This window comes from Streptomyces sp. C, assembly GCF_000158895.1.
Classification (GTDB): Bacteria; Actinomycetota; Actinomycetes; order Streptomycetales; family Streptomycetaceae; genus Streptomyces; species Streptomyces racemochromogenes.
The window spans coordinates 1168768-1188839 of the sequence record NZ_GG657750.1 but is presented as its reverse complement, the minus strand read 5'-3'; the positions used below and the strand labels follow the sequence as shown (position 1 = coordinate 1188839).

At 73.1% G+C, this 20072-nt stretch carries 14 protein-coding genes and 1 pseudogene; 8 read left to right on the top strand and 7 right to left on the bottom strand.

Annotated features, from left to right (window positions below; translation table 11 throughout):
• Both SSNG_RS38620 and SSNG_RS05160 read left to right on the top strand, forming a co-directional pair.
• Positions 1-383, top strand: a 383-nt coding sequence (locus SSNG_RS38620; RefSeq protein WP_347232442.1) for a nitroreductase family protein, incomplete at its 5' end; no start/stop codon positions are given.
• A gap of 115 nt (positions 384-498) precedes the next feature.
• Positions 499-1386 (top strand): EamA family transporter, encoded by an 888-nt coding sequence (locus SSNG_RS05160; protein WP_007262744.1) that lies wholly within the window; start codon positions 499-501, stop codon positions 1384-1386.
• Between the two features lie 6 nt (positions 1387-1392).
• On the opposite strand, the gene SSNG_RS05155 is transcribed toward SSNG_RS05160, so the two are convergent.
• Positions 1393-2790: an STM4012 family radical SAM protein gene (locus SSNG_RS05155; protein ID WP_042800561.1), complete on the bottom strand. Its 1398-nt coding sequence runs from the start codon at positions 2788-2790 to the stop codon at positions 1393-1395.
• A gap of 188 nt (positions 2791-2978) precedes the next feature.
• Here SSNG_RS05155 and SSNG_RS05150 point away from each other — a divergent pair, with 188 nt between their 5' ends.
• Together SSNG_RS05150 and recQ are read left to right on the top strand one after the other, a co-directional pair.
• Entirely contained in the window at positions 2979-4118 is a 1140-nt protein-coding gene (locus tag SSNG_RS05150; protein WP_128637381.1) for a DUF1152 domain-containing protein, read from the top strand.
• Between the two features lie 9 nt (positions 4119-4127).
• Positions 4128-6137 (top strand): DNA helicase RecQ, encoded by a 2010-nt coding sequence (gene recQ / locus SSNG_RS05145; protein WP_007262741.1) that lies wholly within the window; start codon positions 4128-4130, stop codon positions 6135-6137.
• A 282-nt stretch (positions 6138-6419) separates the two neighbouring features.
• On the opposite strand, the gene SSNG_RS05140 is transcribed toward recQ, so the two are convergent.
• The gene (locus SSNG_RS05140; RefSeq protein WP_042802977.1) at positions 6420-8801 is read right to left on the bottom strand and encodes an excinuclease ABC subunit UvrA; all 2382 of its coding nucleotides are present in this window, start codon (positions 8799-8801) and stop codon (positions 6420-6422) included.
• Between the two features lie 261 nt (positions 8802-9062).
• On the opposite strand from SSNG_RS05140, the gene SSNG_RS05135 reads away from it, so the two are divergent.
• A complete protein-coding gene (locus tag SSNG_RS05135) occupies positions 9063-10004 on the top strand; it encodes an NAD-dependent epimerase/dehydratase family protein (protein ID WP_007262739.1) in 942 nt (313 codons plus the stop codon).
• A gap of 113 nt (positions 10005-10117) precedes the next feature.
• A pseudogene (locus SSNG_RS05130) lies at positions 10118-13425 on the top strand (aminotransferase class I/II-fold pyridoxal phosphate-dependent enzyme).
• Between the two features lie 7 nt (positions 13426-13432).
• Here the strand turns inward: SSNG_RS05130 and SSNG_RS05125 are convergent.
• The 5 genes from SSNG_RS05125 to SSNG_RS05105 all read right to left on the bottom strand — a co-directional run bounded on the left by SSNG_RS05125 (position 13433) and on the right by SSNG_RS05105 (position 17769).
• A complete protein-coding gene (locus SSNG_RS05125) occupies positions 13433-14005 on the bottom strand; it encodes a toxin (protein ID WP_042800560.1) in 573 nt (190 codons plus the stop codon).
• The gene (locus tag SSNG_RS05120) at positions 14002-14454 is read right to left on the bottom strand and encodes a helix-turn-helix domain-containing protein (RefSeq protein ID WP_007262736.1); all 453 of its coding nucleotides are present in this window, start codon (positions 14452-14454) and stop codon (positions 14002-14004) included. Before SSNG_RS05120 ends, SSNG_RS05125 begins: the two co-directional genes overlap by 4 nt.
• Positions 14455-14760: 306 nt before the next feature.
• Positions 14761-15915 carry an MAB_1171c family putative transporter gene (locus SSNG_RS05115; protein WP_042800559.1) on the bottom strand — a complete coding sequence of 385 codons (1155 nt, stop codon included), beginning with the start codon at positions 15913-15915 and terminating at the stop codon, positions 14761-14763.
• A 41-nt stretch (positions 15916-15956) separates the two neighbouring features.
• Positions 15957-16685, bottom strand: coding sequence for a TetR-like C-terminal domain-containing protein (locus SSNG_RS05110; protein WP_007262734.1), 729 nt, complete (start codon positions 16683-16685; stop codon positions 15957-15959).
• Positions 16686-16818: 133 nt separating this feature from the next.
• Positions 16819-17769: a methionyl-tRNA formyltransferase gene (locus SSNG_RS05105; protein ID WP_007262733.1), complete on the bottom strand. Its 951-nt coding sequence runs from the start codon at positions 17767-17769 to the stop codon at positions 16819-16821.
• 203 nt (positions 17770-17972) lie between these two features.
• On the opposite strand from SSNG_RS05105, the gene SSNG_RS05100 reads away from it, so the two are divergent.
• Both SSNG_RS05100 and SSNG_RS05095 read left to right on the top strand, forming a co-directional pair.
• Complete coding sequence (locus SSNG_RS05100; RefSeq protein ID WP_007262732.1) at positions 17973-19337, top strand: lysine N(6)-hydroxylase/L-ornithine N(5)-oxygenase family protein; 1365 nt, start codon at positions 17973-17975, stop codon at positions 19335-19337.
• A gap of 23 nt (positions 19338-19360) precedes the next feature.
• The coding region (locus SSNG_RS05095) for an iron chelate uptake ABC transporter family permease subunit (protein ID WP_042800557.1) at positions 19361-20072 on the top strand (712 nt) is incomplete at its 3' end.

Genomic DNA, 20072 nt, shown 5'->3' with positions numbered 1-20072 from the left:
GTACGACTGCCTGCCGGAGCGGCGCGCCCTGCGCCCTTGTCGGCCCGGCGCCGGCCGTGGCGGACCTCAAGGCGCTCTCCACGTACCTGTCCCGGCCGGACACGGCCCCCCACTGGATCGGCGTCGACGAGGCGCCCGCGGTCCTCGCCGTGTACGCGGACCTCGGCCTGCTGCGCCGCCGCTACGGCCTGCGCGCCCTGCGCCTGGCCCTGCTGGAGGCCGGCCACCTCACCCAGACCCTGCTGCTGACCGGTGCGGCGCTGGGCCTGGCCGGTACTCCGCTGGGCGGGTTCCACGACGACCTCGCGCACGAACTCCTGGGCCTGGACGACCTGGAGCAGCCGCTCCAGTACCTGCTGCCGCTGGGGCGGCGCACGTCCTGAGCGCCCGGCGCCTTTGTGCGAAGCCACGGACCGGGCCCGGCGGACGGGCGGAATCCCATGGTTTTCCCCAGTAGGTCCGGGGGCTCCCGCCGGATACGTTCGCCACGTTCCGGAAGTGGCGAAAGGGGAAGCCGTGGGAGCGGTGGCGTCCGTACTGGCGGCGGCGGTGCTGTGGGGGACGGTGGGGCCCGCCCAGCTGTGGGCGGACACCGGGGTGCACCCGGTGTCGCTCGGGGCCTGCCGGATGCTGCTCGGCGGGCTCGTGCTCAGCCTGCTGACGGTGCGTCCGGCGGGGCTGCGCACCCTGGGCAAGCCCGGAGCGGGCCGGTGGCTCGTGCTGAGCGTGCTGGTGACGGCCGCCTTCCAGGTCTGCTTCCTCCAGGCGGTGGAGCGCGGCGGGGCGGCCCTGGCGACGGCCGTCGCCTTCGGGACGGTGCCCGTGGTCGGCGGCCTGAGCGCCCGGTGGCTCACCGGCGAGCGGCTCACCCGGCGCTGGCTGTGGGGGACGGGCTGCGCCGTGGCCGGCATCGCCCTGTTGCTGCTGCCCGGCAGCGGGGCCCGGGCCGACCTGCTGGGGCTGGTCTTCGCGGTGGTGTCCGGGGCGAGCTTCGGCGTGTACATCGCCGCGGCGAAGCGGCTGGCCGCCCGGGGCGCGGACCTCGCCACGGCGGCCCCGGTCAGCGTGCTGTGCGCGGGGCTGCTGGTCTCCCCGTACCTGCTGGTGGCTCCCGAGGGGCTGGCCACGGGCCGGGCGCTCGCGCTGATCGGCTGGCTGGGTCTCGGCACGACCGCGCTCGGCTACCTGCTGTTCACGCGCGGCGTCGGCCGGCTCAGCGCCGCGACGACGGGGACGCTGAGCCTGACCGAGCCGCTGGTGGCGGCCGCGCTGGGGATCGCGGTGCTGGGCGAGCGGCCCGGCCCGAGCGCGGCGGCCGGAGCGGCGCTGATGCTGCTCGGGCTGGTCCTCGTATCCCTGCCGGAGCGGCGCCGCGCCGAGCCGTAGGGGCGGCTACCGGTCCTGGTAGGAGGTCATGTTCGTGCGGACGCGTTCCGAGAAGAACATCGGGCCTATCGCGTCGGCCCAGGCCATGCCGTCCGGGGTCAGGCCCAGCGTGCCGCCGCTCTCCCGCAGCCAGTTCCGCTTCAGCAGGAAGTCGAGCTGGGGAGCGAAGTCGTCCTCGAAGCGCGTCGCGAACCGCTGCTCGTAGGCGTCGGTGCGCATGCCCGTGGACTCCAGCAGGTGCTGGAGCACGTACATCCGGCGGCGCTCGCCCTCGTCCATCCGGAACGCCCACTGGGCGCGCCGGAACCGCTCGGTGGGGGTGGCGATGTAGTCGTCGATGATCCGCCGCACCTCGGGCACCGCGACGGCGTAGTCGGTGGTGTAGTGCAGGTCGGTGGTGAAGGAGCGGGCGCCGACGCCGAGTCCGACCATGCCGGCCTGCTGGTTGTACTCGCTGATGCTGCTGCCGTCGGTGTCCTCGACGGCGGCGGTGCCGGCCCGCCGGAAGACCCGCATGGAGGTCTGCTCGTAGCCGGCGGAGAGGAGGTGGTCGCGGCCGTAGCGGTAGAGCCGCAGCCGCTGGTCGTTCCAGTCCTGGAGCGTCTTGGCGTGGCGGGTGCTCAGCCCGGTCAGCGGGCGCACGTACAGCGGGTAGAGGTAGATCTCCTCCGGCTCCCAGGCGAGGGCGGCGTCCAGGGAGACCCGGAAGGTGCGCTCGGTCTGGCCGTCGATGCCGTAGATGAGGTCGATGTTGAGGATCGGGAACCGAGCCTCCTTGAGGCGGGCGAGCGAGGCCTCGACCTCCGCCCGCTTCTGCGGCCGCACCGCGGCGCGCGCCTCCTCGTCGACGAAGCTCTGCACGCCGATGCTCAGCCGGGTCGCGCCGCGCTCGGCGAGTACGGCGATCCGGTCGGCGGTCGCGGTCGCGGGGGAGGTCTCCACCGACCAGGAGGCGGCCTTGAGGTCGGCGCCCATGATGTTCTCGCTGATGTCGCAGAGGCGGGTGAGCTCGTCCGCGGTCAGGTAGGTCGGGGTGCCGCCGCCGAACGCGGCGAGGGTGAAGCGGATCGGCTCGCCCTTGGCCTCCAGCGCCTCGCGGGTCACGCGCGCCTGCCGCTCCAGGGTGGCGAGGAAGGCGCCGGTGACCTCCTCGGGGGCGCCGGTGCGGGTGAAGAGGTTGCAGAAGCCGCAGCGCATCTCGCAGAAGGGGATGTGCGCGTAGAGGGAGAGCGCGTCGAGGCGCTCCCGGGACCACAGGTCGCCGAGCAGCGGGCCGTCCTCCAGGAGGCGGTACGCCTTCTGGTGCGGGTAGGCGTACACGTACTGCTCGTAGGGGGTTTCCGGATCCGCGTCTGCGGAGGGGACCGGGAAGGACGGCGTCGGAAGCAGAACAGGCGCGTTCATAGCGGGAATTGACTCTCTCTCGGCAAAAGAGGACGTCACTCTTCGTGACCAGGCGTCACCTTAGGTTCGCGCCGGGGCCGATTTCAGTAGTGCAATTCCCATGAACCGCCTTTCGGTGTGTAGAGCTTCATATGTACTTGTTGCGGAAGGTGGGATTCCGTCCCGGGGGCCGTGTATCCGTGGCCGCCATGGAGAACACGCGCAGACTTCTGATCGCCGCCGGGGGCGGCGGCGACGCCATCACGGCCGCCATGGTCCACGCCGCCCTGTACGGCGAGGACACCCCGGCACTCGTCCTGACCTACGCCTGGGAACGGCTGGTCGTCGACCCCGTCCCGGGCCCCCGGCGCGCCGCCGACTTCCACGGCACCGAGGCCGCCGCACCGGACCTCGTCCTGGTCACCCCCGGGACCCGGCCCGTCGCCCCGGCCGGCTCCCTGCTCCCGCGGCTGTCCGGCGAACTGCGGCCGCGGCTCGGACTGCTGGACCCCTACGGCGGCGCCCTCGGCCTCGCCCGCCAGATCGCGGCGGCCGCCCGCTGGTGCCGCGCCGACCGGATCGACCTCGTCGACGTGGGCGGCGACATCGTCGCCCGGGGCGACGAGCCCACCCTGCGCAGCCCGCTCGGCGACGCCCTCGCCGTCGCGGCCTGCGCGGCCACCGGCCTGCCGACCGGCGTGTACGTGGCCGGGCCCGGCCTCGACAACGAGGTGCCCCCGCCCGACTTGCTGCCCCGGCTCGGCGAACCCGCCCTGACCCTCGCCGCCGGCCACACCGGGGTCGTGGCCGGGGTCTTCGACTGGCACCCCTCCGAGGCCAGCGCCCTGCTGGTGGCGGCGGCCCGCGGGGTGCGCGGGGTCTGCGGCACCCGGGACGCCCCGCAGCCGGTGCACCTGGACGCGGGGGCCGCCGCCGTCCACCGGCTCACCCTGGACCGCGTCCTCACCCTCAGCCCCCTCGCCCGCGCCCTGGCCGGCACCGGCGGCCTGGCGGAGGCCGAGGAGGCCTCCCGCGCCGTCTGCGGCTTCTCGGAGATCGAACGCGAACGCCGCCGCGCCGCGGCCCTGCCCGCCGCCCCGCCCGCACCGCGCCCGGACCGGGACCCCGCCGCCGTCCTGGCCCGCTTCGCCGCCTGGGAGCGGGAGACGCTGGCGCAGGGGATCGCGTACGCCACCACCCGCCGGATCACCGAGGAGCTGGACCTGGGCGCCGGGGAGGCCCGGCGCCTGTTCGCCGCGCTGGGCGACCGCCGGGCCGCGCCGCTGTGGCGGCTGGGTCCGGCCGCCGGCCGTCCACAGGCGGGACGGGTTGTCGGCGGGGGCCGCTAGGCTTCTCGAATGGCTCTTTCGGACGCTTCCCCCGAGATCTCGGACTCCCTGCAGGTACTCCACCGCGTGTTCGGCTACAGCTCCTTCCGCGGTGAGCAGGAGCAGATCATCGAGCAGGTCGCCGGGGGCGGCGACGCCCTCGTGCTGATGCCGACCGGCGGCGGCAAGTCGCTCTGCTACCAGATCCCGGCGCTCGTCAGAGAGGGCACCGGCATCGTCATCTCGCCGCTGATCGCGTTGATGCAGGACCAGGTGGACGCGCTCACCGCCCTCGGGGTGCGGGCCGGGTTCCTCAACTCCACCCAGGACCCGTACGAGCGGCAGGCCGTCGAGCAGGCCTTCCTCGCCGACGGGCTGGACCTGCTCTACCTGGCCCCCGAGCGGCTGCGCACCGAGAGCACCCAGCGGCTGCTCGACCGGGGCAAGGTGTCCCTGTTCGCGATCGACGAGGCGCACTGCGTCGCCCAGTGGGGCCACGACTTCCGGCCCGACTACCTGGCCCTGTCGATGCTGCACGAGCGGTGGCCGAAGGTGCCGCGGATCGCCCTGACCGCGACCGCCACCGAGGCCACCCACGCCGAGATCGCGAAACGGCTGGGCCTGGAGGACGCCCGGCACTTCGTCGCCAGCTTCGACCGGCCCAACATCCAGTACCGCATCGCCGCCAAGGACAAGCCGCTGGCGCAGCTGCTGGAGCTGATCAGGTCCGAGCACGACGGGGACGCCGGCGTCGTCTACTGCCTGTCGCGGTCCTCGGTGGAGAAGACCGCGGCCTTCCTGGTGGAACAGGGCATCGACGCCGTGGCCTACCACGCCGGGATGGACGCCCGCACGCGCGCCGCGAACCAGGCGCGGTTCCTGCGCGAGGACGGCGTCGTGGTGGTCGCCACGATCGCCTTCGGCATGGGCATCGACAAGCCCGACGTCCGCTTCGTGGCCCACCTCGACCTGCCCAAGTCCGTCGAGGGCTACTACCAGGAGACCGGCCGCGCCGGCCGCGACGGCGAGCCGGCCACCGCCTGGCTCGCGTACGGCCTCCAGGACGTGGTCCAGCAGCGCAAGCTCATCGACGGCTCCGAGGGCGACGAGAACCACCGCCGCTCCCTGGCCGCGCACCTGGACGCCATGCTGGCGCTGTGCGAGACCGTCGACTGCCGGCGGGTCCGGCTGCTCGCGTACTTCGGGCAGTCCGGCGAGCCCTGCGGCAACTGCGACACCTGCCTGACGCCCGCCGAGTCCTGGGACGGGACGGTCGCCGCGCAGAAGCTGCTGTCCACGGTGTGGCGCCTCGCGCGGGAGCGGCGCCAGAAGTTCGGCGCCGGGCAGATCATCGACATCCTCCAGGGCAAGAAGACCGCCAAGGTCATCCAGTTCGACCACGACGCCCTGTCGGTGTTCGGCGTCGGCGCGGACCTGAGCACCGGTGAGTGGCGCGGGGTCGTCCGCCAGCTGCTGGCGCTGGGGCTGCTCGCGGTGGAGGGCGACTACGGCACCCTCGTGCTGACGGACGCGAGCGGCGAGGTGCTGGGCGGGCGCCGCACGGTCCAGATGCGCAAGGAGAAGGCCCCGGCCGCTTCCCGGAAGAAGGACTCCGGCTCGCGCTCCGGCAAGAGCGCCCGGGTCCCGGTCGACCTGCCCGCCGAGGCCGTGCCGGTCTTCGAGGCCCTGCGCGCCTGGCGGGCCGCGACGGCGCGCGAGCAGGGCGTCCCGGCGTACGTCGTCTTCCACGACGCCACGCTGCGGGAGATCGCGACGCTCCTGCCGGGCACGGTGGAGGAGCTGTCCGGGGTGGGCGGCGTCGGCGAGGCCAAGCTCGCCAAGTACGGCGAGGGCGTCATCGGGGCCCTCGCCGACTTCACTGCCACCAAGGCCGCCACTGCCGCCACCGCCACGACCGCCGCCACCGCCACCCCGTCCGCCAAGGCCCCGGCCGCCGGCGAAGCGGAACCTCCGCTCTCCCACGAGGACGAACCGCCCTTCGACCTGGACGAGGACCCGCCCTGGGACGACTGGCAGTAACCCCGCCGAACCGGAACGGGATCGTCAGGCCCGCGTCAAAGATCGGTCTCCTTGTGCAAAGGGCGCGTCAGGAAGTGCGCCCAGGGGAGTCGGCCGGCCACAGACTGGTGGTGCGACGGAGCCGGACGACGGCCGGCGGCACGCCGACCGGAGCACGGTCCCACCGTGGGGGTACGGACCGGGCGACGCGAGCGCGTGCCGTCTCCGTTCGCACAGCACGGGCCGTCCGGCCTCCGGTGTGGGGATACCGGTGCCCGGACGGCCCGCGTGCTGCCGGGGGACTCAGACGCCCGCGTACGCCGCGAGGTGCTCCGCGGTGAGGGTGGAGCCGTCGGCGACGAGGTCGGCCGGCGTGCCCTCGAACACGATCCGCCCGCCGTCGTGCCCGGCACCCGGCCCGAGGTCGATGATCCAGTCCGCGTGCGCCATGACCGCCGGGTGGTGCTCGACGACGATCACCGACTTGCCGGAGTCGACCAGCCGGTCCAGCAGCCCGAGCAGTTGCTCCACGTCCGCCAGGTGCAGGCCCGTCGTCGGCTCGTCCAGGACGTAGACCCCGCCCTTGTCCGCCATGTGGGTGGCCAGCTTCAGCCGCTGCCGTTCGCCGCCCGACAGCGTGGTGAGCGGCTGGCCGAGGGTGAGGTAGCCCAGCCCGACGTCGGCGAGCCGGCCCAGGATGCGGTGCGCGGCCGGGACGCGGGCCTCCCCGGAACCGAAGAACTCCTCCGCCTCCCGCACCGGCATCGCCAGCACCTCGCTGATGTCACGGCCCCCGAGCCGGTAGTCCAGTACCGACGCCTGGTAGCGCTTGCCCTCGCAGTCCTCGCAGGTGGAGGAGACGCCCGCCATCATCCCCAGGTCCGTGAAGACCACCCCGGCGCCGTTGCAGGCCGGGCAGGCCCCCTCGGAATTGGCACTGAACAGGGCCGGCTTCACCCCGTTGGCCTTGGCGAAGGCCGAACGGATCGGGTCCAGCAGCCCCGTGTACGTCGCCGGGTTGCTGCGGCGCGAGCCGCGGATCGGGCCCTGGTCGACGGAGACCACGCCCTCCTCCGCCGGGATCGAGCCGTGCACCAGCGAGCTCTTGCCGGAGCCGGCGACCCCGGTGACCACCACCAGCACCCCGAGCGGGACGTCCACGTCGACCGCCCGCAGGTTGTGCGCGTCCGCCCCGCGGATCTCCAGGGCGCCCGAGGGCGTCCGCACGCTCTTCTTCAGGCCGGTGCGGTCGCCCAGGTGGCGGCCGGTGACCGTACCGGAGGCCCGCAGCCCCTCCACAGTGCCCTCGAAGCAGACCGTGCCGCCCGCGGTGCCCGCCCCGGGGCCGAGGTCGACGACGTGGTCGGCGATCGCGATCGTCTGCGGCTTGTGCTCCACGACCAGCACCGTGTTGCCCTTGTCGCGCAGCCGCAGCAGCAGGTCGTTCATCCGCTGGATGTCGTGGGGGTGCAGGCCCGTGGTGGGCTCGTCGAAGACGTAGGTCACGTCGGTGAGCGCCGAGCCCAGGTGGCGGATCATCTTGACGCGCTGCGCCTCGCCGCCCGAGAGCGTGCCCGCCGGGCGGTCGAGCGCGAGGTAGCCCAGGCCGATCTCCACGAAGGAGTCCAGCGTGTGCCGCAGCTTGTCCAGCAGCGGCGCCACCGACGGCTCCTCCAGGCCGCGCACCCATGCGGCCAGGTCGCTGATCTGCATCGCGCAGGCGTCCGCGATGCTGATCCCGCCGATCTTCGAGGAGCGGGCCTCCGCGGTGAGCCGGGTCCCCTCGCACTCGGGACAGGTGGCGAAGGTCGTGGCCCGTTCCACGAACGCCCGGATGTGCGGCTGGAGCGCGTCGAGGTCCTTGGACAGCATCGACTTCTGGATCTTCGGGATCAGTCCCTCGTAGGTGAGGTTGATGCCGTCGACCTTGATCTTGGTCGGCTCCTTGTGGAGGAGGTCGGCCAGTTCCCTCTTGGTGAACTTCCGGATCGGCTTGTCCGGGTCGAAGAAGCCGCAGCCGCCGAAGATCCGCCCGTACCAGCCGTCCACGCTGTAGCCGGGAACGGTGAGCGCGCCCTCGTTGAGGGACTTGGAGTCGTCGTAGAGCTGGGTGAGGTCGATGTCGGAGACGGTGCCGCGGCCCTCGCAGCGCGGGCACATGCCGCCGGTGCGGTGGAAGGTCGCCTTCACCGCCTTCTTGGCGCCCTTCTCGACGGTGATCGCCCCGCTCGCCCGGACCGAGGGCACGTTGAAGGCGTACGCGCCGGGCGGGCCGGCGTGCGGGTCGCCGAGGCGGCTGAAGAGGATGCGCAGCATCGCGTTGGCGTCGGTGGCGGTGCCGACCGTGGAGCGGGGGTCGGCGCCCATCCGCTGCTGGTCGACGATGATCGCCGTCGTCAGCCCTTCGAGCACGTCGGCCTCGGGCCGTGCCTGCGTGGGCATGAAGCCCTGGACGAAGGCGCTGTACGTCTCGTTGATCATCCGCTGGGACTCGGCGGCGATGGTGTCGAACACCAGCGAGCTCTTCCCCGAGCCGGAGACGCCCGTGAACACCGTCAGCCGGCGCTTGGGGATCTCGATCGCGACGTCCTTCAGGTTGTTCACGCGCGCGCCGTGCACGCGGATCAGACCGTGGCTGTCGGCGATGTGGGGCGCGGGGGACCCCGTGTCCGTCCTCTTGGCCATGCTCTTCACGTCTCCATCGCTCGCTCCGGCCCGTGCGGCGTGACCGCCGCACCGTACGGCAGCCACGCTATGCGGGGTCCGGGGTCCGGCGCTTCTCGAATCCTGATCCGTCGCCGTGTCCCGACCGGTCCCCGGCGCCCGTTCCACTGCGCAAAGCCCTCCTGACCGGCCCAAACCACCGGGCGTCTTCAAGCCAAACGGGCCGGTGCCACCCGAGGGTGCCTTACCGGGGACCGGTACCCCCCGCGCTACTGTGCGTACGTGAACTCTCATGTCGTCATAGGCTTCGGGCCCGCCGGGGCCGCCACCGCTCGGCTGCTCGCCGAACGGGGCCACTCAGTCAAGGTCGTCACCGCCTCGGGCCGGGCCCCGGAGCCCGGCATCGAGCACGTCGCACTGGACGCCCGGGACGGCGGCCGGCTGACCGAGGTGGCGCGGGACGCCGTCGCCCTCTACAACTGCGCCTCGCCGCCCTACCACCGCTGGGCCGCCGAATGGCCCGCGCTGGCCGCGTCGTTGTGCACGGCCGCCGAGGCCACCGGTGCCGTCCTGGTCATGCTCGGCAACCTCTACGGGTACGGCCCCGTGGACGGCCCCATGACGGAGGACCTGCCGCTCGCGGCGACCGGCCCCAAGGGCCGGGTCCGCGCGGCCGTGTGGGAGCGGGCGCGCGCACTGCACGAACAGGGCCGCCTCAAGGCCGTCGAAGTGCGGGCCTCGGACTTCTTCGGACCCGGCGTCACCGACGGCGGGCACCTGGCCGCCCGCGTACTGCCCCCGCTGCTGCGCGGCAAGCCGGTCTCCACCCTCGGCGACCCGGACGCCCCGCACAGCTGGACCTACCTCCCCGACGTGGCCCGGGCCCTGGCCGAGGCCGCGGGCGACGAGCGCGCCTGGGGCCGGGCCTGGCACGCGCCGACCGGACCCGCGCTGTCCGTCCGCGAGATGACCCGCCGGCTGGCCGACGAGGCGGGCACCGGTCCGGTCGCGGTGCGCGGACTGCCCCCCGCCGTCCTGGCCGTCGGCGGGCTGTTCTCCCCGCTGCTGCGCGAACTCAAGGAGATCCGCTACCAGTTCGACCGCCCCTTCGTCGTCGACGCGAGCGCCTGGGAGACCGCGTTCGGCGTCCGGGCCACCCCCGTCGACGAGCAGGTGAAGGCGACCGTGGTGTGGTGGCGCGAGCGCCTGGCAGCCGGCCGATGACCCCGCCGAACCAGCCCTCCCCGAACCAGGCCATTCCGAACCCGACCTCCCCGAACCCGCCGTTCCCCGCCCCGCCCTCCCCGGTGACGCGCGACGACATCGCCGTCGTCGGCATGGCGTGCAGGTTCCCCGGAGCCCGCGACCTCAACCAGTACTGGCGGCTCCTGACGGACCCGCAGCCGCAGTTCTCCGGCATACCCGACTCGCGGTGGCGCTCCGCCGCCTTCCTCAGCGACGACTTCCGCGACACCTCCGCCGCCTACACGGACACCATGGCCCTGCTGCCGGACGTGGACCGGTTCGACGCCGCGCACTACGGCATCCCGCCGCGCCGGGCCAGGGCCATGGACCCCCAGCACCGGCTGCTGATCGACCTCGCCCGCGAGGCGGTCCAGGACGCGGGGTGGGAGGTCGACGGCTTCGACCGCGAGGAGACCTCGGTCATCACCGCCCTCACCGAGAGCGGCTACCGCCAGCTCAGCACCATGCGGCTGCGCATGCGCCAGCTGGCCGGCGGCGAGTTCGGGGCGCGGGCGGCCGACCCGCGCTGGCAGGAGACGGTCCGCGCGGTCGACGGCCTGCACGGCACCTCCGCCGCCGGGCTCCTGCTCAACATGGGGCCGAACACCATCAGTTCGGTCTTCGACCTGCACGGCGAGAGCTACGCCCTGGACTCCGCCTGCTCCGGCGGCCTCATGGCCGTGGCCAACGCCGTGTACGCGCTGCGCGCGGGCCGCACCCGCATAGCCCTGGCGGGCGGCGCACAGCTGGTGCTCACCCCCGACCTGCTGGTGGGCCTGTGCCGGATCGGCGCGATCTCGCGCAGCGGCCGGTGCCTGCCCTTCGGGGCGAAGGCCGACGGGTTCGTCCTCGGGGAGGGAGCCGGGATCCTGGTCCTGCGGCCCCTGTCCGACGCACTGGCCGCCGGCGACCGCGTCTACGCGGTGATCCGGGGCATCGGCACGGCCAACGACGGGACCGTGCAGGGCGGGGATGCACCCCCAGGGCGGCCGGCCAGCTCCGCGCCCTGCGCCGCGCCTACCGGGACGCCGACCTCGAACCGGACGCGGTGGACTACCTGGAGGCGCACGGCACCGGCACCACGGTCGGCGACCCCGTCGAGCTCGAAGTCCTGCGCGAGCTCCGTGGCGAGGGCGCCCGCCCGGCCCGTCTCGGCGCGGTGAAGGCGGTGGTCGGCCACTCGCTGAACTCCGCCGGCATGGCGGGGCTCATCAAGTCGGTGCTGGCCGTGCACCGGGGAGTGATCCCGCCCCAGCCGGAGTTCGAAGCGGCCGACTCCGCCCTGCTGGACTCCGCGCGGCTGACCGTCCCGACGGCGCCGGTCCGCTGGCCGGAGACCGGCGGGCCCCGGCGGGCCGGGGTGAGCGCCTTCGGCTTCGGCGGCACCGGCGTCCACATGGTGGTGGAGCAGGCCCCCGGCCCGGCCGTGCCCGCCGCGCGGGGGGAGGGGCCGCACGTGCTGGTGCTCACCGCCCGCGACCGGGCGGGGCTGGCCCGGCACGCCCGGGAGCTGGCCGCGGTGATCGCCGAGGACCGGCCGGAGCCGGCCGCGGTGGCGGACACCCTGGCCCGCCGGGCCCCGCTCGGGGAACGCCTGACCCTGGTGGTGGACGACGCCGCCGACGCCGTGGCGCGGCTGACGGAGGCCGCCGCAGGGGTGGAGGCGGGGCGTACGGAGGACGCCGGGGCGGAGCGGCCCGCGGTGCCCGGGCCGCGCGTACCGCCGTGCACGCTGCCGCCGAGCCCGCTCGCCCCGCGCCGGCACTGGGCCGTGGACGAGTCGGCCCGCGAGGCGGCCGGGCCGGACGCGCCCGGGGACGCGTGGGCGGCGGAGCGGCCGTCCGCGGCCGCGGCGGCCGGCCCCGGCGCGGAGTCCGTCGCCACGGTCGTGCTGGAGGAGGTGTCGCGGGCCGGGGTCTTCCCGCTCTCGGACCTGAGCGCGGACATGTCGCTGGTCACCGACCTCGGCTTCGACTCCCTCATGCTCCAGGAGCTGGAGGTCAACATCGGCAAGCGGGTACCGGGCTTCCGCGCCGAGGAGCTGTTCACGCCCGGCCTCACCATCGCCCGGCTGATCGCCGTGGCGGCCGGGGAGGAAGCCCAGGACGCGACGGTGCTCCCCGCCGCCCCCGCGCCTCATGCCGAAACGATTTTCCTCGACGTGCCGCCCCAGTGGAGCCCCGACTCCGCCCGGGTCGACGAGTTCCCCGAGGTGGCCCGCTTCGAGGAGCGGCTCGACGCGGTCACGGGCAGCCCCGCGGGGTACCCGTACTTCCGGGTCCACGAGGGCACCATCACCGACACCACCGTGATCGGCGGCCGCCCGTACCTGTCCTTCGGCAGCTACAACTACCTCGGCCTGTCCGGCCATCCGGCGGTCAACGCGGCCGTGCACGAGGCGGTGGACCGGTACGGGACCTCCGTCTCGGCGAGCCGGGTGCTCTCCGGCGAACGCGACCTGACCGTCCGGCTGGAGCGGGCGCTCACCGAGTTCCTCGGCGTCGGGGACTGCCTGACGCTGGTCAGCGGCCACGCCACCAACGTCACCGCGATAGGCCACCTCGTGGGCCCCGGCGACCTCGTGGTCCACGACGCGCTCGCCCACGACAGCATCCTCCAGGGCTGCGCCCTGTCGGGAGCCGCCCGCCGCCCCTTCGCCCACAACGACACGGCCGCCCTGGAGCGGATGCTGAGGCTCAACCGGTCCCGGTTCCGGCGGGTCCTGATCGCCGTCGAGGGCGCGTACAGCATGGACGGGGACCTCGTCGACCTGCCCGCCGTGATCGAGCTGAAGAAGCGCTTCGGCGCCCTGCTGATGGTGGACGAGGCGCACAGCATCGGCACCGTGGGCGAACACGGCCGGGGCGTCGGCGAGTTCCACGGGGTCGACCGCGCCGACGTGGACCTGTGGATGGGCACCCTCTCCAAGGCCTTCGCCAGCTGCGGCGGCTACCTCGGCGGCTCGGCCCGGATGGTGCGCTGGCTGCGCCACACGCTCCCCGGCTTCGTCTACAGCGTCGGCCTGACCCCGGCCAACGCGGCGGCGGCGCTGGCCGCCACCGAGCTGATGACGGCGCAGCCGGAGCGGGTCCGGGCGCTGCGGCGCAACTCCGCGCTGTTCCTGGACCTCGCCGCGGCGGCCGGGCTGTCGACGGGCTCCAGCGGGGGCACTCCGATCGTGCCGTGCATCCTCGGGGACTCGGCGAAGACCCTGCGGGTCGCGCACGGCCTCTTCGAGCGGGGCGTGATCGCCGACCCCATCTTCCACCCGGCGGTGGAGGAGGGGCTCTCGCGGCTGCGGTTCTTCATCACCAGCGAGCACCGCGAGGACGACATCAGGCGTGCCGTCGCCCTGCTGGCCGGGGAGGTGGCGTCCGCCGGGGGAGGAGCCGCCGGGTAATCCCACCTCAGATCAGGGTGCGTTCGATGCGGCTGAGGGTGGCGCTCTTGGCGGGGGCGTCGCCCTCCCGCACGTCCGGGTCGGTGCCCTGCGGCTGTTCGGCGCCGCCCATGCGCTGCGAGAGCAGGTAGGCGATGATCTCCGCCTCCTGCTCCTGGACGTCGTCGTAGGTCGCGCGCAGGAGCATGTCGCGCACGATGTCGGGGTCGAGGTCGGGGAACAGGAGGCGCGCTGCCGCCTCGTCCAGTCCGCCGGCCCCGCGGTGGCAGCAGATGATGTGGCCCAGCTCGTGCAAGATGATGTGCTCCTGATGCGCGCTGGTGGTGTTGGCGTCGTAGAAGATCAGGTCCTCGTCGCGGGCGGCGACCCACATGCCGCACGGGTGCGACGAGGGCATCTGCATCGGGACCAGGATGATCGGGCGGTCGCGGACCTCGCCGAGGTGGCGGCAGAGTTCGGCGACGTCGGGGGCCTCGGGGAGGTCGAGTTCGGCGAGCCTGCGGGCCCCGGCCTTGCGCAGCTTCTTCAGTTGGCTGCGGCGGTCGTGGTCGGCGGCCCGCTCCTTCCAGGCGCCCCTCATTCGGCGTCGCCGGAGTCGGTGACGGGGGGAAGGCCCTGCAACTGCCGGTACTGGTCCATGATGGCCGTGATCGCGGCGAGGTTCTCCTTCTTCATGCCGGCCGCCCGCATGGCCACGGCGCGGACGCCGGACTGGCGCAGCGCCTCGATGGCGGCCACCTGGCTGAGCACGGACTCGGCGACCTTGTCGTCGAAGAAGTAGGCGACCGAGACTCCGAAGAAGCGGGCGAGGGCGGCCAGGAGGTCGGGCGAGGGGTTGGAGCGCTTGCCGGTCCGCAGCTGGGACAGGTAGACACCGCCGACCTTGAGTTCGGGGTTGGCCCGCTTGAGCTCTTCCGCCACCTCGGCGTTCGTCCAGTGCTTGCCCTTGGGGCGGACGGTCTTGAAGAGGTCGTCGAGGCGTGTCGCGAGCAGGGGCCGGTCGTCGGCCTCGGTCTCGGTGTCGGTCATGGTGATCCTTCCTCCCTCACCTCCTCGGTATAGCCCTTGGCTATACGTCAGTTTCACAGATTAGCGGTCAGTTGACAATTGGGCTGGACTCCGCCAACGTTGGGTCTCGCCGATAGCTGGCAGTTAACTCGACTCACGGGGGTTTGTCGGTTGGCTTGCCGGTGAAAAACGGACTGGCCCGGCCCTCGGGGGATGGGCCGGGCCAGTCCGGGCGGTGAACCGCCCGTTCCCGCCCCGTGCGGAGACGGGGGGTAACGGGGGAGCTGCCCGCCCGGTTTGACGGGGGATGCAAACCGGGCGGGAGCTTCAACTCGCGGTGCCGAGCTTACTGTAGGCAGCCGCCACTTTGGTGAGCCATGCGACCTCCGCCGTGAAGTTGTCGGTGTCGCGGTCGTCGAAATCGCCGGCGTCCTTGCTGTCCTGAGGGACGGTGCCGTTCCGCTTCGCCAGCAGGGCCTGCTTGATCTGCGCCGCTTCCGTGAACGCCTGCCGGGACTCCTCGCTGGCGTCCTTGCCGGGCCCGCCGGAGCCGGGGGCGGTGCGGTCGATGTAGGGGCGCAGATCCCGCCACCCGTCGCGTATCTCCACGACCCGGCGGTGCAGCCGGTAGTCCATTTCCGAGACCGCGGCGCTCGGCGGCTCCAGCGCGATGTCCGGGGAGGACTCGTACAGGTCCCGCCACAGCGGGTACAGCGCCCGGTAGGACCGGTAGCTGCGCGCCCAGTCCAGCAGCCGGGTGGCCGAGGGGCCCCAGGAGGAGTTGGTCAGGCTCAGCGACAGGATCACGATGCCCGTCGCGCTGAAGACGTTCGACGCGAGCTTCCAGACGCCGATGTCGATCCCCGCCGCCGACGTCAGGATGTTGACCGTCCTCGCCGAGCAGTACAGGAAGAGGACCACGGCGGCCACGCGCAGCATCCGCAGCGCCTGGCGCAGCGAGGCGTTGTCGGTCATCTCGGCGTAGGGGCCGCACTGGCGGAAGATCGTGACGCAGGGAACCGCCTGCGACACGATGAAGGCCAGCAGGTACGTCAGCACCAGCGGCTGGCCGCTGCCCGTGTCGAAGTCGGAGGACGGCCGGTTCGTGCCGTCGGCGAGCAGGAACAGCGCGACGAGCAGCACGTTCAGGGCGAAGCCGGTGACGGTCCACCAGCGCGCCCTGCGCAGCGCGCCCTCGTCGGCGTCCGCCCACTTCAGCAGGATGATCTGCGAGCTGACGCAGAAGGCCACCGCCGCCAGGTGCATGAGGAGGATGGCGAGGTTGCCCACGCCGAGGACGCTGCCGCCGCCCATGGCGACGGCGCCCATCGTGAAGGTCAGGCACTGGAGCAGGAGGGTGGTGATCAGCGCGCGGTAGGCGCTGTCCCGCCAGCTGCGGCGCGCCTGTGACAGCCGGTAGACGAGCGCCGCGTACGACGACAGCGCCGCTATGACGAAGCAGAGGGTTCTGGTGGTGTTCACGTCCTGGATTTTCTGCGGGTGCCGCGTAGGGGGCGGACGGTTCAGGCGGTCTTCTCGGTCAGGGGGACGTCGAGTCCGACGCTCTCGGCCGCCACGGCGATCGCGTAGTCGAAGAAGGCGGCCTCGTCGCTGACGCTGTCGTGGGTGCGGCTGAAGACCTGGAAGACCAGGAGGCCGATCAGGTTGCTCCACAGGACGATGCCGCGCTCGATGATGTCCGAGAACGGAGCCCCGGGCACGCCGCCGAAGGCCGCCACGGCCTCGGGCAGCAGCAGCCGGCGGGCGGGCGGCGTCCGCCGGGGCGGGGTCAGTTCACCGGCCTCCAGGGCCGAGCGGATGACCCCGGCGAGCACGGCGGGCGTACGGGAGGCGGGCGGGACCGTGTCCTGCGGCGCGTGGTACCCGGGCACGGGCGAGCCGTAGATCAGGGTGAACTCGGCCGGGTTCTCGAACGACCACTGCCGCAGCGCCCGCGTGGCCGCGAGCAGCCGCGCGCCCGCCGGCGCCCCCGCGGCCGCCGCGTCCGCGTCGGCCCGCTCCATCGCGGCACCGGACGCGTCGTACGCGTCGATGACCAGGGCGGTCAACAGGTCGTCCCGGTGCGGGAAGACGGCTTCCACGTCGGTGACGGCGAGGCCGCCCTCGTGCGCCACGGCCTCCGGGGACAGCCCTGCGGCCCCCAGTTTCGCCAGCTGCGCACGCGCGGCGTCCAGGATCCGGGCCGCCTGGCCCGTGCGTTCGGGATTCGAACTCTTTGCGGAAACGTCCATGCCGGAACCGTACCGGCCGGCGGCCGGCGGCCGTGAGCGCGGCCGCCCGGCCGCCCCGCCGGGCGCCCGGTTCAGGCCACGGGCGCGCCCCGGGGCGGACCGTCGTCTCCGCCGCGGCCGGATCCGGCCACCGCTACGTCGGCTCCCGGGTCAGGTAGCCGCCCATGGAGGTGAAGTACTCGGTCGCGGGCAGTTCGCGCCCGTCCTCGGTGCGTACGCGGGTGACCGCCAGGCCGTGGTTGCGGCCGGTGGCCGCGTCGGCGCCGGCGACGATCACCACGCCGTCGCCCTCGCGGTAGAAGATCCGGCCGGGCGTGCCGCCGTACCGGGCGCGGGAGACCCTGGCGGCCAGGACCTCGAGGCGCCGGCCCCGGTGGAAGGTGAAGGCGCTGGGGTACGGGTCGGACTGGGCGCGGACCAGGCGTTCGAGGGTCTGGGCTGGCCAGGTCCAGTCGATGCGGCCGTCCTCGACCGAGCGCTTGTGGAAGAAGCTCGCCTGCGAGCGGTCCTGGCGGGTGAACTCCCGCTGCCCGGAGGCGATCAGGCCGAGCGCGCCGATGGTGACCGGGGCGATCAGGTCGACGGTCTTGTGGAAGAGGTCGGTGGCGGTGTCCTCCGGTCCGACCGGGACCGCCTCCTGCCGCACGATGTCGCCGGCGTCGAGCTCGTCGTTCATCATGTGCGCGGTGACGCCCACTTCGGACTCCCCGTTGATCAGGGCCCAGATCAGCGGGGAGAAGCCGGCGTACTTCGGGAGCAGCGAGTCGTGCACGTTCAGGGTGCCGTGGCGGGGGAGGCCGAAGACGCGCGGGGGGATCCACGTCCGCCAGTTGTTGGCGACGATGACGTCCGGGTCGGCTGCCTTGAGGCGCTCGAACAGCTCCTCGTCGTCGGGCCGGTTGCGCAGCAGCACCGGGACGCCGTGCTCCTCGGCGAGGTCGGCGACGGAGTCGCTCCAGATCTTCTCGTAGACGTGCTCGCTCCGGGGATGCGTGACGACCAGCACCACGTCGTGTTCGGAGTCCAGGAGGGCTTGCAGGGTGCGGTGCCCCCAGGTCTGGTAGCCGAACATGACGACCCGCATGGAGTTCCTCCTCAGCGCAGGGGGTTGGCCGCCGGTCAGTTAAGCAAGGCTTGCCTAAGTGTGCAACGGGGCGCATGGGGGGGCGTGTTGGCGTCCGCGTGCTCCCGCCGGCCCGCTTCGGCCCCTCGACAGCTCCGAGATCGTGAGCTTAGCCTTACCTAAGTTTCGGGCCGGGCCCCGGCCCCCGGCACGATGGGAGTGACATGGCACAGGCTCGTCCCGGCGACGCCCCTCTGATCCACGACCTCGTAGGCATCGGCTTCGGGCCGTCGAACGTGGCCATGGCGATCGCGCTCAGCGAGCACAACGCGCGCGCCGGCAGACAGGACGCGGTCACCGCCCAGTTCTTCGAGGTGCAGCCGCGGTTCGGCTGGCACCGGGGCATGCTCATCGACGACGCCACCATGCAGGTGTCCTTCCTCAAGGACCTGGTGACCCTGCGGAACCCGGCCAGCGAGTTCAGCTTCCTGTGCTACCTCAAGAGCAGGGACCGGCTGGTCGACTTCATCAACCACAAGAGCCTCTTCCCCCTGCGGGTGGAGTTCCACGACTACCTGGAATGGGCCGCGGCCCAGGTCGACGACATGGTCAGCTACGGCCACGAGGTCGTGGGGGTGACCCCCGTGTTGTCCGACGGGGTCGTCGAACACCTCGACGTCACCGTCCGTTCGGGCGAGGGGCTGGCCCTGCACCGGGCCCGCAACCTCGTCATCGGCACCGGGCTGCGCCCCCTGATGCCGGACGGGATGGAGCGCACGGAGCACGTCTGGCACACCTCCGAACTGCTGACCAGGGTCGAGGAGATGGCGGGGACCGCGCCCTCCCGGTTCATCGTCGTGGGTGCGGGACAGAGCGCCGCGGAGAACGTGGCCTACCTGCACCGCCGCTTCCCCGGGGCCGAGGTCTGCGCCGTCTTCACCCGCTACGGCTACAGCCCCGCCGACGACAGCGGCTTCGCCAACCGGATCTTCGACCCCGGCGCGGTCGACGAGTTCTTCACCGCCCCCGAGGACGTCAAGCGCGGGCTGATGGACTACCACCGCAACACCAACTACTCCGTGGTCGACATCGACCTGATCGACGACCTGTACCGGCAGATGTACCAGGAGAAGGTCCTCGGCACCGAACGCCTGCGCTTCCTCAACGTCTCCCGGCTGACCGAGGTGAAGGAGGACCCCGGCGCCGGAGTGCGGGCCACCGTGCGGTCCCTGGTCACCGGCGAGGAGACCCCCCTGGACGCCGACGCCGTGGTCTTCGCCACCGGCTACCGGCCCGCCGACCCGCTCGGCCTGCTCGGCGAGGTCGCCGGCCGCTGCCTGCGCGACGAGGAGGGGCGCGTACGCGTCGGACGCGACTACCGCATCGGCACCGACCCCGGCGTGCGCTGCGGCATCTACGTGCAGGGCGGAACCGAGCACACGCACGGCATCACCTCCTCCCTGCTGTCCAACACCGCCGTCAGGGTCGGCGAGATCCTCGACTCGCTCCTCGGCCGGAGCGCAGGACCCGGCTCCGGCTCCGGCACGGCCCGGACCGTCGCGGACGGCACCGGCAGCACCGCCCGCTAGCGGAAGGGACGGCGTACTCGGACATGGGCACGAGCACGGTGGAACGCCGGGCGGCCGGGGGTGCCTCCCGGGCGGCGCGCCGGCGGCGGGTGGCGGGGCCGGGCGCGCTGGTGGCGGTCCTGCTGGCGGCCGCCCTGGTCTCGCTGGCCGTCGGCGCCCGCGCGCTGACCCCCGCGGAGGTGTGGCAGGGCCTGTTCGCGGCGCCGGACCCCGACCGGCGGCTCACCGAGATCAGGCTCATCGTGCAGACCGTACGGGTGCCCCGGACGGTGCTCGCGATCGTGGCGGGCACCGCCCTGGGGGCCGGCGGGGCGCTGATCCAGGGGTACACGCGCAACCCGATCGCCGACACGGGCCTGCTGGGGGTGAACTCCGGCGCCTCGTTCGCCGTGGTGACCGTCATCGCGGTGTTCGGGCTCGGCAGCCCGTTCCAGTACGTCTGGTTCGCCTTCCTGGGGGCGGCGGTGGCCGGGGCCGTCGTGTTCGGGCTGGCGAGCATCGGGCGGGGAGCCGGCAACCCGCTGACCCTGGCACTGGCCGGGCAAGGGGTGACGGTGTTCCTCGCGGCGATGACCACGGCCGTCGCGCTGTCCGACCAGGCGTCGCTGAACGCGCTGCGGTTCTGGAACGCGGGCTCCGTGTCCGGGGTCGGCTTCGACGTCATCCGGCCGGTGGCCGCGTTCGTCGCGGCCGGGCTGGTCCTGGCCCTGGTCACCCTGCCCGCGGTCAACCTGA

Excerpts from the sequence above, each read along its gene's own strand:
- SSNG_RS05155 (WP_042800561.1), bottom strand. The coding sequence starts at position 2,790 with ATGAACGCGCCTGTTCTGCTTCCGACGCCGTCCTTCCCGGTCCCCTCC.
- SSNG_RS05150 (WP_128637381.1), top strand. The coding sequence starts at position 2,979 with ATGGAGAACACGCGCAGACTTCTGATCGCCGCCGGGGGCGGCGGCGAC.
- recQ (WP_007262741.1), top strand. The coding sequence starts at position 4,128 with ATGGCTCTTTCGGACGCTTCCCCCGAGATCTCGGACTCCCTGCAGGTA.
- SSNG_RS05140 (WP_042802977.1), bottom strand. The coding sequence starts at position 8,801 with ATGGCCAAGAGGACGGACACGGGGTCCCCCGCGCCCCACATCGCCGAC.
- SSNG_RS05125 (WP_042800560.1), bottom strand. The coding sequence starts at position 14,005 with ATGAGGGGCGCCTGGAAGGAGCGGGCCGCCGACCACGACCGCCGCAGC.
- SSNG_RS05120 (WP_007262736.1), bottom strand. The coding sequence starts at position 14,454 with ATGACCGACACCGAGACCGAGGCCGACGACCGGCCCCTGCTCGCGACA.
- SSNG_RS05110 (WP_007262734.1), bottom strand. The coding sequence starts at position 16,685 with ATGGACGTTTCCGCAAAGAGTTCGAATCCCGAACGCACGGGCCAGGCG.
- SSNG_RS05105 (WP_007262733.1), bottom strand. The coding sequence starts at position 17,769 with ATGCGGGTCGTCATGTTCGGCTACCAGACCTGGGGGCACCGCACCCTG.
- SSNG_RS05100 (WP_007262732.1), top strand. The coding sequence starts at position 17,973 with ATGGCACAGGCTCGTCCCGGCGACGCCCCTCTGATCCACGACCTCGTA.